Annotated in this window: 13 protein-coding genes; 10 read left to right on the top strand and 3 right to left on the bottom strand. The window is 50.9% G+C overall.

Going from position 1 to position 14,809, the window contains the following annotated elements:
- Positions 1 to 53: 53 nt before the first annotated feature.
- The 4 genes from ACFVSO_RS00320 to ACFVSO_RS00305 are packed head-to-tail and all read left to right on the top strand — an operon-like array spanning position 54 to position 3,268.
- Complete coding sequence (locus ACFVSO_RS00320) at positions 54 to 1,166, top strand: sulfate ABC transporter substrate-binding protein (RefSeq protein ID WP_387468903.1); 1,113 nt, start codon at positions 54 to 56, stop codon at positions 1,164 to 1,166.
- 34 nt (positions 1,167 to 1,200) lie between these two features.
- Positions 1,201 to 2,034 (top strand): sulfate ABC transporter permease subunit CysT, encoded by an 834-nt coding sequence (cysT, locus tag ACFVSO_RS00315; RefSeq protein ID WP_387468901.1) that lies wholly within the window; start codon positions 1,201 to 1,203, stop codon positions 2,032 to 2,034.
- Positions 2,035 to 2,090: 56 nt separating this feature from the next.
- Complete coding sequence (cysW, locus tag ACFVSO_RS00310; protein ID WP_387468899.1) at positions 2,091 to 2,957, top strand: sulfate ABC transporter permease subunit CysW; 867 nt, start codon at positions 2,091 to 2,093, stop codon at positions 2,955 to 2,957.
- A gap of 59 nt (positions 2,958 to 3,016) precedes the next feature.
- Positions 3,017 to 3,268: a YezD family protein gene (locus tag ACFVSO_RS00305; protein WP_387468897.1), complete on the top strand. Its 252-nt coding sequence runs from the start codon at positions 3,017 to 3,019 to the stop codon at positions 3,266 to 3,268.
- Positions 3,269 to 3,331: 63 nt separating this feature from the next.
- Here the strand turns inward: ACFVSO_RS00305 and ACFVSO_RS00300 are convergent, their stop codons facing one another.
- Positions 3,332 to 3,478 (bottom strand): YqzM family protein, encoded by a 147-nt coding sequence (locus tag ACFVSO_RS00300; RefSeq protein WP_119800723.1) that lies wholly within the window; start codon positions 3,476 to 3,478, stop codon positions 3,332 to 3,334.
- Positions 3,479 to 3,671: 193 nt separating this feature from the next.
- On the opposite strand from ACFVSO_RS00300, the gene uvrC reads away from it, so the two are divergent.
- Positions 3,672 to 5,516: an excinuclease ABC subunit UvrC gene (gene uvrC / locus ACFVSO_RS00295; protein WP_387468894.1), complete on the top strand. Its 1,845-nt coding sequence runs from the start codon at positions 3,672 to 3,674 to the stop codon at positions 5,514 to 5,516.
- Here the strand turns inward: uvrC and ACFVSO_RS00290 are convergent.
- On the bottom strand, positions 5,494 to 7,116 hold the full coding sequence (locus ACFVSO_RS00290) for a CPBP family intramembrane glutamic endopeptidase (protein ID WP_387468892.1): 1,623 nt from the start codon (positions 7,114 to 7,116) through the stop codon (positions 5,494 to 5,496). The two genes, uvrC and ACFVSO_RS00290, sit on opposite strands and share 23 nt — an antisense overlap.
- 156 nt (positions 7,117 to 7,272) lie before the next feature.
- Positions 7,273 to 8,160 (bottom strand): LysR family transcriptional regulator, encoded by an 888-nt coding sequence (locus ACFVSO_RS00285; protein ID WP_387468890.1) that lies wholly within the window; start codon positions 8,158 to 8,160, stop codon positions 7,273 to 7,275.
- Positions 8,161 to 8,362: 202 nt separating this feature from the next.
- Between ACFVSO_RS00285 and ACFVSO_RS00280 the strand changes: the two genes are divergently transcribed.
- From ACFVSO_RS00280 to ACFVSO_RS00260, 5 genes are all read left to right on the top strand, one after another.
- On the top strand, positions 8,363 to 9,034 hold the full coding sequence (locus ACFVSO_RS00280; RefSeq protein ID WP_387468888.1) for a succinate dehydrogenase cytochrome b558 subunit: 672 nt from the start codon (positions 8,363 to 8,365) through the stop codon (positions 9,032 to 9,034).
- A 25-nt stretch (positions 9,035 to 9,059) separates the two neighbouring features.
- Positions 9,060 to 10,817, top strand: coding sequence for a succinate dehydrogenase flavoprotein subunit (sdhA, locus tag ACFVSO_RS00275; RefSeq protein ID WP_387468886.1), 1,758 nt, complete (start codon positions 9,060 to 9,062; stop codon positions 10,815 to 10,817).
- A gap of 2 nt (positions 10,818 to 10,819) precedes the next feature.
- Complete coding sequence (sdhB, locus tag ACFVSO_RS00270; protein WP_387468884.1) at positions 10,820 to 11,584, top strand: succinate dehydrogenase iron-sulfur subunit; 765 nt, start codon at positions 10,820 to 10,822, stop codon at positions 11,582 to 11,584.
- A gap of 527 nt (positions 11,585 to 12,111) precedes the next feature.
- A complete protein-coding gene (locus tag ACFVSO_RS00265; protein WP_387468881.1) occupies positions 12,112 to 12,480 on the top strand; it encodes a hypothetical protein in 369 nt (122 codons plus the stop codon).
- A 228-nt stretch (positions 12,481 to 12,708) separates the two neighbouring features.
- Complete coding sequence (locus ACFVSO_RS00260) at positions 12,709 to 14,676, top strand: ABC transporter substrate-binding protein (RefSeq protein ID WP_387468879.1); 1,968 nt, start codon at positions 12,709 to 12,711, stop codon at positions 14,674 to 14,676.
- Positions 14,677 to 14,809: the final 133 nt, after the last annotated feature.

Genomic DNA, 14,809 nt, shown 5'->3' with positions numbered 1-14,809 from the left:
CCGGAGTTGACGAAGCCCTATCTCATCCAATGAAAATGAGGGGTGCAAGAAAAATGAAGAAAACTTCGGTTCGTATTCAAGCTATTATTTTATTTGTCGTATTCGCGTTAACGCTTGCTGCTTGCGGCGGCGACAAAGGAACAGTGAACAACGGGGGAAATAAAGAGAACGCATCATCGCCTTCGCCATCGGCTTCACAGCCAGCGGAAGACAAGAAAGAGCCGCTTCCTCCTGTCAAATTGCTGAACGTCTCTTATGATCCGACTCGCGAGCTGTACGTAGAGTTTAACAAAGCCTTCGCCGCCTACTGGCAAGCGGAGAAAAACCAGAAGGTTGAAATCGATCAATCCCACGGCGGTTCCGGCAAGCAGGCGAGAGCAGTCATCGACGGCCTGAAAGCCGATGTCGTCACATTGGCCCTTGGCTATGACATTGACGCACTGATCGAAACAGGGCTGCTGGACAAAGAATGGCAGAAGCAATATGAGCTGAACAGCTCGCCTTATACATCAACGATCGTATTCTTGGTTCGCAAAGGCAATCCGAAAGGCATTCAGGACTGGAACGACTTGCTGAAGGATGGCGTGGAAGTCATTACGCCGAATCCGAAGACATCGGGCGGCGCACGCTGGAACTACCTCGCGGCATGGGGTTACGCACTGCAGCAAAACAACAATGACGAAGCGGCTGCCAAACAATTCGTAACGGATCTATTCAAGCATGTGCCGGTTCTCGACACTGGCGCACGCGGCTCCACCACGACTTTCGTAGAGCGCGGCATTGGCGACGTATTGCTTGCTTGGGAGAACGAAGCGTATCTGTCCATTAACGAGCTAGGTCCGGACAAATTCGATATCGTCTATCCATCGCTTAGCATTCTGGCCGAACCTCCTGTAGCGATCGTAGACAAAACGGTTGACGACCGTGGCACAAGAGAAGTGGCCGAGGCATACCTGCAATACCTGTACTCCGAGGAAGGACAGCGTATCGCAGGTGAAAACTACTACCGTCCTACGAACGAGACCGTCGCGGCAGAATTCAAGGATCAATTCCCGGCACTTGATCTCTTGACGATTGACGAAGATTTTGGCGGCTGGACGGAAGCGCAGACGAAGCATTTCTCCGATGGCGGAGTATTCGATCAGATTTACACGCCAGGCTCGTAATGAACAATATGGGAGAGAGCGGAGCTGACTTCTCATGAAAGGTTCCAAAAACCGCAGAGTACTGCCAGGGTTCGGATTGTCGCTTGGATTCACGCTGTTTTATATCAGCTTGATTGTCTTAATCCCGCTAGCAGGCATTTTCTTCAAAACCTTCGAGCTTACTTGGGCCGAGTTCTGGAGCGCGGTGACGAATCCAAGGGTTCTGGCATCGTACCGCATCAGCTTCAGCACGGCCCTCTGGGCCGGACTCATCAACGCCGTATTCGGCTTGCTGGTCGCCTGGGTGCTCGTTCGCTACCGCTTTCCGGGCAAAAAGATCATCGACAGTCTGGTCGATATCCCCTTCGCCCTTCCTACAGCGGTAGCGGGCATCGCCCTGACGACGATCTATTCCAAGACCGGCTGGATCGGCTCCTTGCTTGATCCGCTTGGCATTAAGATCGCTTATACACAAGCCGGAATAACGATTGCGCTTATTTTTATCGGATTGCCGTTTGTTGTCCGGACGGTTCAGCCCGTACTCCAAGACCTGGATAAAGAGACTGAGGATGCGGCTGCAACACTGGGATCGTACCGGCTTCGGACGTTCCGGAAGGTGATCCTGCCGGAATTGATGCCGGCCTTGCTGACCGGGTTCGCCCTGGCGTTCGCCAGAGGCATTGGCGAATACGGCTCCGTCGTATTCATCTCCGGCAACATGCCTTTGAAAACCGAAATCGCCCCGCTGCTTATCATGACGAAGCTGGAGCAATACGATTACGCAGGAGCGACAGCGATCGCTGCCGTCATGCTGATCATATCGTTTATCCTGCTGCTAATCATTAATTTGCTGCAATGGCATATGCAGAGAAGGGCCGTCGCCAAATGACAGGCGGCGCAACCCTTCACAGGCGGCTGATTCGCATTCAAAGGAGGAGATGACCTATGGCAGGCGCCATTACGGTTTATACATCGAAGGAGGACGCCAAGCGTCCGAAGCATAATACCGAGCAACGCGGAGTACAATGGCTGCTGATCGGCATAGCGCTCTTATTTATCGGGCTGGTTGTCGTTCTGCCTCTCGTATCCGTATTCGTCGAAGCGTTCCGCAAGGGCGCGGACATGTACTTCAAGGCTTTGATCGAGCCGGACGCCTTGTCCGCTCTGAAGCTTACGCTCATCATTGCGCTGATTGCTGTACCCGTCAATACGATATTCGGCGTCGCCGCTGCTTGGGCGATCAGCAAGTTCAGCTTCAAGGGCAAAAACTTCCTCATTACGCTTATCGATCTGCCGTTCGCGGTATCGCCGGTCATCGCCGGTCTCGTCTACATTTTGTTATTCGGCGCTCAGGGATATCTCGGACCTTGGCTTGGCGAGCAGGGCATTCAGATCGTATTCGCCATACCGGGCATTGTACTTGCGACCGTATTCGTAACGGTGCCGTTTGTGGCGCGAGAATTGATCCCGCTCATGCAGGCGCAGGGCGTGCAGGAAGAGGAAGCGGCGGCGAGTCTGGGGGCGAGAGGCTGGTCAATCTTTTGGAAGGTTACGCTTCCGAACATCAAGTGGGGCTTGCTGTATGGCATCATCTTAAGCAACGCTCGGGCAATGGGGGAATTCGGAGCCGTGTCCGTCGTATCGGGCCATATTCGGGGCCAGACGAATACGCTGCCGCTCCATGTTGAGATCCTGTACAATGAATATCAGTTTTCCGCTGCATTCGCCGTTGCTTCGTTGCTCGTGATGCTGGCTGTACTGACGCTGATCGTAAAGGCGATCGTGGAATGGAAGTCGTCATCAAGTCATTGAATGCGGCATAATCTAACGTTATTAATCCGACTTAATATATCAAATTGGAGGGGATTCAAATGGCAAAACCGTTGGAAGTGGATGATGTATGGCAAGAAAGAATTTTGAATCAAGTGAGCGGATTGCAGTACGGGCAAGTCATCATTACCGTCCACGATGGCCGGATCGTACAGATCGACCGCACGGAGAGAACGCGTTACGATAATCCCGGTCAGAAGCAAGCGCCAGCTGAAGCCTCCAAGCCTTCGGCAAGCGCCCGCGCGAAGACTAGCGGCGTCGCAGACGGAGAATCGTTGAGAGCCGCTCAATAGGATGATCGAATGATAAAAAGCTCCGCACATGATGTGCGGAGCTTTTTCAGTCTCTCTTATGTACTAAGAGATGATGAATTTCACGATAACGGCTACCGCGAATACAACGGTCATGAAAGCAAGCATGCCTCCAAAGCCGAACACGACATCCATCAAATCGTGGCGAGGCTCTTCATTATAGTGCTCGCGAGGGTCTCTTACATTCTCCATTGTTGACGTCCTCCTTAAAAGTTTGCCGGGCAAACTTTGAGTCGTAAGCATACGCTTAAGACCTAGCTTTCATTAGTATACCCAAAGTTTCGAACAAATGTAAAGAAGAAGCGGTGACAAATGTAAGGCAAAAGCGTAATGGATTATGCTAAAATTGAGAGTAGACCGTATTCGAGTCGGAGGAGAGCTAAGCATGACGAATCAAGGGGAATTTATAAGCATGGAAGCAGCCAAGGAAGCGATTCGCAACAAGCTGGCGCTATTGCCGGATAAGCCCGGCTGCTACCTGATGAAGAATCGTGACGGAGTTATTATATACGTAGGCAAGGCGAAGGTGCTGAAGAACCGCGTCCGCTCCTACTTTATCGGAAGCCATAACGCAAAGACGCAGCGGCTTGTATCGGAGATTGTTGACTTCGAATTTATCGTCACCGGCAGCAACATGGAGGCGCTTATCCTGGAGTGCAATCTGATCAAGCAGCATCATCCGCGCTACAATGTATTGCTGAAGGACGACAAAACCTTTCCCTATATCAAAATTACGAATGAAGCACATCCGAGGCTGGAGGTTACACGCAGAATCGTAAAGGATAAAGGCAAATATTTTGGCCCTTATCCGAATGCATTCGCCGCCCAGCAGACGAAGAAGCTGCTTGACCGCCTGTATCCGCTGCGCAAATGCAAGACACTGCCTGATAAGGTATGTCTCTACTATCATTTGGGACAATGCGTAGCGCCATGCGAATACAAAGTGGAGCAGTCCACTTACGACGAAATGATCAGCGAAATTACGAAGTTTCTGAACGGCGGGGAAGACGTGGTCAAGGCCGAGCTGGAACGGAAGATGCAGGCTGCGGCAGAAGCGCTGGAGTTCGAGCGCGCCAAGGAATACCGGGACCAGATAGTCGCGATCGACGCCGTTATGGAGAAGCAGAAGATTACGATGTCCGACGCCATGGACCGTGATATATTCGGTTACGCGGTCGACAAAGGTTGGATGAGCGTTCAAATTCTGTATATGCGAAAAGGCAAAATGATCGAAAGACATGGGACGACCTTTCCCTATTACGGCGAGGAATACGATGACTTTATGACGTTCGTCACGCAATATTACAGCGATAACCCGGCCTTGCCGAAGCAAATTCTGCTTCCTCATCCGCCGGAGCAGGATGCGGAGCGGGAGGACGAGATTATGACCTCGCTGCATGAATGGCTGAAGGTGAAGGTATTGATGCCTCAGCGCGGGAAGAAGAGTGAGGTCGTCAATATGGCGCTCGATAACGCCCGTGTTATTCTGGAGGAGAAGTTCCGTCTGATCGAGCGCGACGAGGCACGCAGTGTGAAGGCTTCGCAATCGCTTGCGGAATGGCTGGGCATGGAGCAAGTTCGCCGCATTGAAGCGTTCGATAACTCTAATATTCAAGGCACGAGTCCGGTGTCCGCTATGGTCGTCTTTACGGACGGAAAGCCTGATCGGAAGGAATACCGCAAGTATAAGGTGAAGACAGTTGTTGGCGCGGACGATTATGAGACGATGCGAGAGGTGATCCGCAGACGTTACGAGCGCGTACTGAAGGAAGGACTGAAGCAGCCCGACCTGATTGTTGTCGACGGCGGCAAGGGGCAGATCGCGGCAGCTCTGGACGTGCTGGAGAATGAACTGGGGTTATATATCCCCGTATGCGGTCTGGTGAAGGACGCCAAGCATAAGACGGCACAGCTTATGACAGGCGACCCGGCGGAGATTGTGCCGCTGCCCAGAGACAGCCAGGAATTCTACCTGCTGCAACGGATTCAAGATGAGGTGCATAGATTCGCCATTACGTTCCACCGCGAGCAGCGCGCCAAGTCGATGGTGGAATCCAGGCTGGATGCCATCTCAGGCATCGGTGAGAAACGGAGAAAGGCGCTGCTGAAGCACTTCGGCTCGCTCAAAAAAATAAGAGAGGCCTCCGTCGAAGACTTCAGGCCTCTCTCGATCGGCGATAAGCTCGCCGCAGATATAATTGCTGCCCTTAAGGATGAATCGTCGACCTAGTCGGCGGATTCGTCCTTTTTCGGTTGCTCCATGCTTTCAGGATGAAGGCGATAAAGAACGGCAGCGCGATAAAGAACAGCGCCGATACAATATTGACTGTTTCGCCGGCGAAGATCATGGAGCTGCCGACCGCAACGGAGTTGAAGATGGCATGCGTGAACATGGCGGTAATGAATCCGTACCGGACGAAGATAAAGCTGAAGATCAGGCCGATGACGATCAGCTCGAACAGCCTAGTCGTTGACGGGTAGAACGGATACATCACATGCCCCAGCGCCCAGACGATGGTCGGGATAATCGCCGCAGCGAAGGTATTGCGGAACCATCTGCGGAACAACCCGATGCCGAAGAAGCGGTAGACGGCTTCCTCGGAGATCGCCGCGGCCCAAGCTAGAACAGGCATGAGCCACAGGTATTTGATGTTATAAGGCGACATGGTTACATCCGTTGCTCCCCAAGTGCCGATCAGTTTCCCCAGTACGAAGAAGATGACAGGCTGCAGTCCGAGCATGATCAGCGCGAACAGATAGGATAAGCCCATGCTGCGCCAGACATAATCGCCATAGCCCGGGTCCTTCATTCTCGGCCACAGTGATCGTCCCTGTGCTTTCCACAAACCGTCGCCCGCAACGAGCGAGAAGTAGATGGAGACAGCCATGGCGACGGACATGACAATTGTCGTTATGGTGACGCCAATGGTGAGGAAGCTGTCCAAGCGCGTCTCGCCTTGCGAAGCGATTATGCCGTCCATCACGCCCAAATTCATGATGACATAGGCGATGAAGAATACCGCTGTCAAAATAATGCCATAAGTGAAGGACGTATGCTTGCGATACAGAACGGCATAGATGATCGCTAATATACCTAGCACAAAGCTCATAAACCCGTACCCGATGCCGGTCAGCCAGCCCGCGAGCTTATCTTGCTTTTTCACATAAGCCTTGTATGTATCGGGTACATCAAAGGCTGGCTTGTATTGACTCAGCACAAGCTTGCCGTCCATCGAGATCACCTTTGTCGCAATCGTCAGATTGGCGCCTTCCACCGCGTAGCCTCCAATGCGCTGGCGCAGCTCGCCGTTCCGACCCATCGTTGCATTGCTCCTGTCCTGACCTTGAAGGATGCCGCCTCCATACAGGAAGTCATTCGTCAGCTCTTGCGTCTCCTGCAGGGACGCTGCCGTTCCGTCGACAATCAAGTTCCAGCCGATGATCCCTTCATTGTACATATGCACATAGACAAAGCCGTAGCCCTTGCCGTCCGCAAAATTGACGTTGACCTGGAAAGTATCTACGGGAAATTGAGCGTCGTATTTATTTTCGAATTGTTCGGTTTTCTTTTCTTTGGACAGATAGCCTGCAAGCAGCTTATCTGATTGATGGACGGCATGTGCCTTCGTGACGGTCAGCCCCGTCTGTTCCGCCGCGAATGCGCCTGCACGCTCTTCCGCGACCGTCTTGGGAATGGCTTTGCCGCCATATTCATGCTTGTTGATTGCAATAATAGCCGGAACAATCTCCATAAAGATGAAGATAATCGTACATATAATGGCGGCTATGCCCAAAACAGTCCAATCCTTCGACTTGATCGTTTGATTCATAATTCACCCCTGTGTTAAATAATAGTATGGTCTTACACTACCTTATCACAACGCTGTCTAAATTATCCATTCGGCGGCCGGCATATATAGGTAGTAACGATTCGGAAGGCCATCGGTTTCAAGGGATTTTGGGAGCGCAAGATGGCAATAACTATATTAATTGAACTTTGCTGTAATTTCGTTGATGCATTGCCTAACGGATGGGCTTAGCGCCGCAGGGTCCAGATGAATGAGTGAAGTCGTCCGTTTGGCTTCCGCCAGCTCCTTGATCGGCACCACGATAAGATCATTATCCTCAAGCAACTGCTCGCGCATGTAGGACTTGGGCAGCAGCGTTCCGGCTCTGCATGTATGCAGCAGCCGCAGGATTGCTTCGAAGGAGTCAATCTCCATGCGGACATCGGGGGAGATTCGGTACGTATCGAACAGCTCATCGGTCATGATGCGGTACCAGGTGCCCTTGGAGAACAGAATCATCGGCAAGCCGTTCAAATCTTCAATGTGGAGCATGCCTTTCTCCGTGACGACATGGCTGCGGGGTAGCACAAGCAGCAGATGGTCGTCGAATAGAGGGACGCAACGGAGCGCAGCATCATCAATTCCAGAGGCGACTATGCCGATATCTACTTTATGCTCTCTGACATAAGAGACGATCTCATGTGTCTTTCCTGTGACGGCCTTGATATCGAATTCAGGATGGGTTGACGTCAGCATCTGGATCAAATCCGGCAGCGTCGTCTGCAGCGTTGTGAGGCTCGCGCCAATCGTCAGCGAGGAACGACCGGTCGCCGTAAATTCGGAGACGGTCTGCAAGTAATGACGGTGCAGCTGTCGCAGCTCCAGCGCATATTCATAGGTCAATTGTCCGATCCGCGTAAGCTCCAGCCGCTTGCCTACACGCCTGAACAGCTCGACGCCGATCTCATCCTCCAGCTTCGCAATCTTGCGCGACAAGGCTGGCTGCGACAGGTTAAGCAGCGCGGATGCTTTGTTCATACTGGATTGTTCGACGATTACCGTGAAGACATGAAGCTCTTCGTACATGGTGTTATAAGCCCCTTATATCATTTTGTTATAAGAAATTATAAAAAATATGCAATTCCATTATAAGCTGAAAAGGAGTAGGATGGAAGTGTGGCAAATATGTGTCGACATTTGTTGACGGGGGTACATGCTAGCGTTACAATGTAGAATGGTTTGTTTTACTACGAATGGGTAATTCACAGTCTTGAAAGGAGAAGGAAAAATGAAAGGAAATTCGTATTTCTCGCGCAAGCTGCACTCGCTTCTGGGGATTATTCCACTGGGCGGGTTCATTGTTGTGCACGGGCTCACGAACTACCAGGCGTTCGAACGGGGACCTGAGGGCTTCGACAAGGGCGTGCATCTGATCAACAGCTTGCCGATGATATCGCTGCTAGAAATCTTCGGCATTTACCTCCCGCTATTGTTTCACGGTATTTACGGCTTATACGTCGCATACCAGTCGAACTCCAATACGGGCCGTTTTCAATATGGACGCAACTGGGCGTTCACGGCTCAACGGGTAACAGGCGTTATCACATTTGTATTCGTTTTCTGGCATGTGTACCAGACGCGTCTGCAGGTGTACATGGGCAACATCACGCATGAGGAGCTTGGCTCGACGATGAATCACATCGCCAGCAGCCCTCTTATGTTCACGCTTTACGTGATCGGCGTGCTTGCTGCGGTATTCCACTTCAGCAATGGCCTGTGGGCATTCCTGATCAGCTGGGGCATTACAGTCGGCCCTAAAGCGCAACGTATCTCTTCTTATATTTGCATGGGCGTATTCGTCATCGTATCGGCCCTGTTCATTCTTTCTCTGGTTGCGTTTAGCGGCGACGAGTTCAAAGCAGCAGCAAGCGTCGCTTTGACTACGGCGAATATCGGATAGTTTTGAAGACAAGGAGCGAAGCGTAATGGCAAAAAATAAAATTATCGTCGTCGGCGGCGGCTTGGCCGGCCTTATGGCGACAATCAAAGCAGCGGAAGCCGGCGTGCACGTTGACCTGTTCTCCCTTGTGCCGGTCAAGCGTTCGCACTCCGTGTGTGCGCAAGGCGGCATCAATGGCGCTGTTAATACAAAAGGCGAAGGCGACTCCCCATGGGAGCACTTTGACGATACCATCTATGGCGGCGACTTCCTGGCTAACCAGCCTCCAGTCAAAGCGATGTGCGAAGCGGCACCGGGCATCATCCACTTGATGGACCGTATGGGCGTTATGTTCAGCCGTACATCGGAAGGCCTTCTGGACTTCCGCCGGTTCGGCGGCACGAAGTATCACCGTACTGCATTTGCAGGCGCTACGACTGGCCAGCAGCTGCTTTACGCATTGGACGAGCAAGTCCGCCGCTGGGAAGCAGCTGGACTGGTTAACAAATACGAGCATTGGGAGTTCCTTGGCGCAGTACTTGACGACGACGGCGTATGCCGCGGCGTATCGGCGCAAGATCTCCGTTCGATGGAAGTTCATACGGTACGTGCGGATGCGGTCATTCTGGCTTCCGGCGGTCCTGGCATTATTTTCGGCAAAACAACGAACTCCGTTATCAATACAGGTACTGCGGCAAGCGCCGTGTATCAGCAAGGCGTCAAATACGCGAACGGCGAGTTCATCCAAATTCACCCGACTGCAATTCCGGGCGACGACAAGCTTCGTCTTATGTCGGAATCGGCACGCGGCGAAGGCGGACGCATCTGGACGTACAAAGACGGCAAGCCTTGGTACTTCCTTGAGGATAAATATCCGGCGTACGGCAACCTTGTACCGCGCGATATCGCGACTCGTGAGATCTTCTCTGTCTGCGTAGACCAGAAGCTCGGCATCAACGGCGAGAACATGGTATACCTTGACCTGTCGCACAAGGATCCGAAGGAGCTGGACGTTAAGCTCGGCGGCATCATCGAAATCTATGAGAAATTCATGGGTGACGATCCGCGGAAAATTCCGATGAAGATCTTCCCTGCAGTTCACTACTCGATGGGCGGCATGTGGGTTGACTACAACCAGATGACGAACATCCCGGGCCTCTTCGCTGCCGGCGAGTGTGACTACCAGTTCCACGGTGCGAATCGTCTGGGTGCTAACTCCCTGCTGTCCGCCATCTATGGCGGCATGGTAGCAGGTCCGAAAGCGGTTGAGTATATCAAAGGCCTTAAGAAATCGGCTGAAGATGTATCTTCCTCCGTATTCGATCGCGCGACGAAGTCGCATACCGATAAATACAACAGCATTCTGGCCATGAACGGCACAGAGAATGCTTATGTAATCCACAAAGAGCTTGGCGAGTGGATGACGAACAACATGACGGTTGTTCGCTTCAATGACAAGCTGGAAGCTACAATTGGCAAGATCAAGGAATTGAAGCAGCGTTACCGCAACATCAACATCAATGATTCGGCGCAATGGAACAACGCAAGCGTTGCCTTCACACGCCAATTGTGGAACATGCTTGAGCTGTCCGAAGCAATGACGCTTGGCGCACTGATGCGGAATGAAAGCCGCGGCGCGCATTACAAGCCGGACTTCCCAGAGCGCGACGACGATCAATTCATGAAGTCGACGATTGCGGACTGGACGCCGGACGGACCGAAAATCTCTTACGAGGACATCGACGTAAGCCTGATTGCTCCGCGTAAGCGCGATTACTCCACTGACAAGAAGAAAGGAGAATAATCATGGCTGAAACGACTGTCGCATCCAAAACCGTTAAGTTTATCATCTCCCGCCAGGATAAGCCGGATTCCAAGCCGTATACGGAAGAGTTCGAACTGCCTTACCGTCCGAACATGAACGTCATCAGCGGTCTGATGGAAATTCAGCGCAACCCTGTCACGTCGAGCGGTTCCAAAACATCGCCGGTATGCTGGGAATCCAACTGTCTGGAAGAAGTATGCGGCGCATGCTCCATGGTCATTAACGGCAAGCCCCGCCAGGCGTGCAGCGCCTTGGTCGACCAGCTGGAACAGCCGATTCGTCTTGAGCCGATGCGTACGTTCCCGGTTGTCCGTGACCTCGTCATTAACCGCGAGCGCATGTTCAACGCACTGAAGAAGGTTAAAGCATGGATTCCAATTGACGGTACGTACGATCTGGGCCCTGGTCCGCGTATGGCGGAGACGAAGCGCCAGTGGGCGTACGAGCTGTCGAAGTGCATGACTTGCGGCGTCTGCCTGGAGTCCTGCCCGAACGTCAATGATCGCAACAGCTTTATCGGCCCGGCTGCGATCTCCCAGGTTCGCTTGTTCAACGCTCACCCGACGGGCGAGATGAACAAGGAGGAGCGTCTGGATGAACTGATGACCGACGGTGGCATTGAGGGCTGCGGCAACTCGCAGAACTGTGTGCGCTCCTGTCCGAAGGGCATTCCGCTGACGACTTCAATTGCGGCAATGAACAAGGACACCACCAAGCATCTGTTCAAGAAATGGCTGGGCATGTAAGATCATTAAACTCCGTATGATTGTGATCGTATACGGTGATAAAGCTCTCAAGCGTTTACGCTTGGGGGCTTTTTTATGGGAATAAACGGTTGAACGTTGATATTGATAATTATTATCAATAATAATCAAAATAGGGGCTCTCTGTCAACTAGCCTTTCGTCTATGTGCTGTGAATTATGAGCTAAAATATAATTTCAAATAGGACCCGCTAAAGTGAAATGTTCATGGAAAAGAACTAGAAATCATTGTCAAAGAATGGGACAGGTGATACAATACCAATAAAAAAGTACTACGGTTGAACTATTTTTCTCCTTACGTCTCTTCCTTCTTTACCACTTCTATTCCATGAATACCTTCCTTATGACGATACCCATAAGTTTTTTTGTACTAGCCTGAGTGAACCTGCTTAATTCTTATAGGGAGGTGGTTCATGCACGAGCACGAGCTTTGCATGATAGGAACAGCTTCTAGTTAGGCATAAGTGAAACTGCAAGCGCTAAAAAACATTTAATTGAGGAGGAATTACAATGAATATTAAAAGAATGGGCCTGGGACTAATCGCTTTAGTTATGTTTTTGACTTTCGCTACAAGTGTTTCCGCAAGCACGACCCGTACAGATACCGGTACAACAACACATAGTGGGGGTAACCTTGCCCTTCAATATTACGCATATGATTCACATATACATGGTTGGATGTATGCAACGGTTTATCGTGTCACGGCTTCAGGTGATGTGTACGTCGGTTCCGGCAGCATTGAGGGCGGTATGCCTCACGGAGATGGAATCCGTACGGGCAATCTATATTTGGGCAATCAGCCTGCCGGCACTTACAAATACGTTATTACCCTGCCAAGCGGTTGGATGGGGCCATCCATCGTTTGGAGCACCTATTAATTCAAATTGCTTTTCTTATTTAATAGGGGATAGACACTAAGCTTGACTGGCAGTAATGCAACTTGCACGCTTATGTTTTTTGGGGTCCCTCGACCCTTTCAAGGATCGCTCCGTTCTCCGCTGTGAGAGGGGCGGTCTTTTTTATGTATTTTATGATAACGATTATCATTTTCGTTGAAATCTGCTACAATCATGTTCGAAGTAAGCTGGAGAGGATGGACAGAGTGAATGTTCGAACGTGACCAAATGGAGCTTTGGAATCATGCCTTTATTAAGGTGCTGGATGTACGTCACACGACGTTGGAGGCTGGCGATCGCTTGGGGGGATATAAGCTTCCGTCCAGCATGTTTATGTATGCTGTGCGCGGCGGAGCAGATATATGGATGGATGATCGGGAATATGCGGCTAGACGCTTTCATGTTATACATGGCGGTAAAGGGGCAACCTTGACTATCGATTTAACGGAGGAATTATTTGAGTTCTATATGATTTTCTATAAAGCGGTTATTCCGCTTCCGAATCGCCAAGAAATCTTGGAGTTGATGGAGCGAAAGAATCCGTTTGCCATGCAATATGGCTTTCAGCCGCAGCATCCGGCTTTGTTGCTGGAGATGGTTAGAGAACTATATGGTGAATGGGAAACTGAGGGCGAGCTGGAACGGTTTTATGTGAAAAAGCTGTTTTATGATTTTGTTTATGAGCTGCTGCGGCAGCTGACCAGTCAAAACATTCAAACGCATCTGCCTGACTTGGCAGAGCAAGCCATTCGATACATTCATGAACATTATCGGGAGCCGCTTACGCTGGAATCGCTCGCGCAGGCGCTCAATTACAGCGCGCCTTATGTGGCTAGGCAGTTCAAAAGCAAAACGGGCAGAAGCCTGATCGAATATTTAATTGAAGTGCGAATGGATGAAGCCAGGCAATTGCTGACAGACACGGATCTCCAGCTGCAGGAGATCGCAGCTGGCGTTGGCTATCTGGATATGTCTTATTTTATCCGCGTGTTCAAAAAAACGGTTGGCTTAACACCGGGGCAGTACCGTGAGAAGCATAAAGAACAAAGTTCGGATTATCCTGTAAACAGGTTCATATCGTCTGATGCCAGAAGCCGGAGGCCGCGATATATTGTTAATGATAGTAAGAATCATTTTCAATATATGAGGGAGAGGAAGTTAACTATGAACGGCAACAAGTCATCTTTGGCGGTTACATCTATGATGTTATGCCTGCTGTTATTGCTCGGGGCATGCTCTGGCGGAACGGGAGGCCAATCGGCTTCCAATGCTAGCGGAGGCGCATCGAGCTCGCCCGCGGCTGGAGTGAACGGAGACGCAGGGGAGAATGGGAATGCGCAGGCGGAGTCTAAGACGAGAATGGTGTCTACATTGAAAGGCGAGATAGAAGTACCCGCGAATCCGGAACGCATCGTTGTGTTGTATCATGTGGGTGATCTGCTGGCATTCGGCGCAAAGCCTGTCGGCGTATCGGAGGTATACGACGGAGCGGCGTTTCAGGAAGAGGTATCGGGTGTCCCTTCCTTAGGCCACTGGATGGAGCCAAGCCCGGAGGCTGTGCTTGCGCTGGACCCGGATTTAATCATCGTGCCTTCGGAGGATCCATATAAGGTGCTGAAGGATATTGCACCAACGGTATTTATGCCTTTTGAAAGCATGACGCTGGAAGAGAGAATGAAAACGCTAGGCGAGGTGCTGGGCAAGGAGAATGAATCCGATGCGCTGCTGCAGCAATTTTACGATAAGGTTGAGTCCAGCAAGGAGAAGCTGCGCAAAGCAGGCATGTTGGACAAAACGGTGACGATTATGGAGGGCGGCAAAGGCAATATGCTCATTACGGCGAGCAAAAAGTATGGACGAGGATCGGAAGTTGTATATGAATATTTGGGAATGAAGGCGCCGGACATCATTCAAAAGGATATTGACGCTACGGACAAGGTGTACAGCTATGAGATTTCTTTCGAAAAGCTGCCTGAATATGCAGGTGATATCATCATCCGCTCCGCCTATGAAGGGATGGAGAACCTGACGGACAGCACGTTATGGAACAACCTCCCTGCTGTTAAGGACAGACGTTTGATCGAGCTTGATTTTGGACTCAGCTACTATACCGACATTTATTCGCTCGACAAGCAGCTCGATTATATTGTGGACAGTCTGCTGAAAACAACATCTTGACCGAAATGCCCGTTCTGCCTAAGAGCGGGCATTTGTTTGAAAATGGATTAAAGATAATGACTTTTTTAAAAAAGTTCATTGATATTGATAATCTTTATCACTATAATGGTAGTCATATGAGCTTTTTGGGAGG

Origin of the sequence: Paenibacillus sp. NPDC057967 (assembly GCF_042887015.1) — a bacterium.
Lineage (GTDB): Bacteria > Bacillota > Bacilli > Paenibacillales > Paenibacillaceae > Pristimantibacillus.
This window is presented reverse-complemented; position numbering and strand designations above follow the sequence as displayed.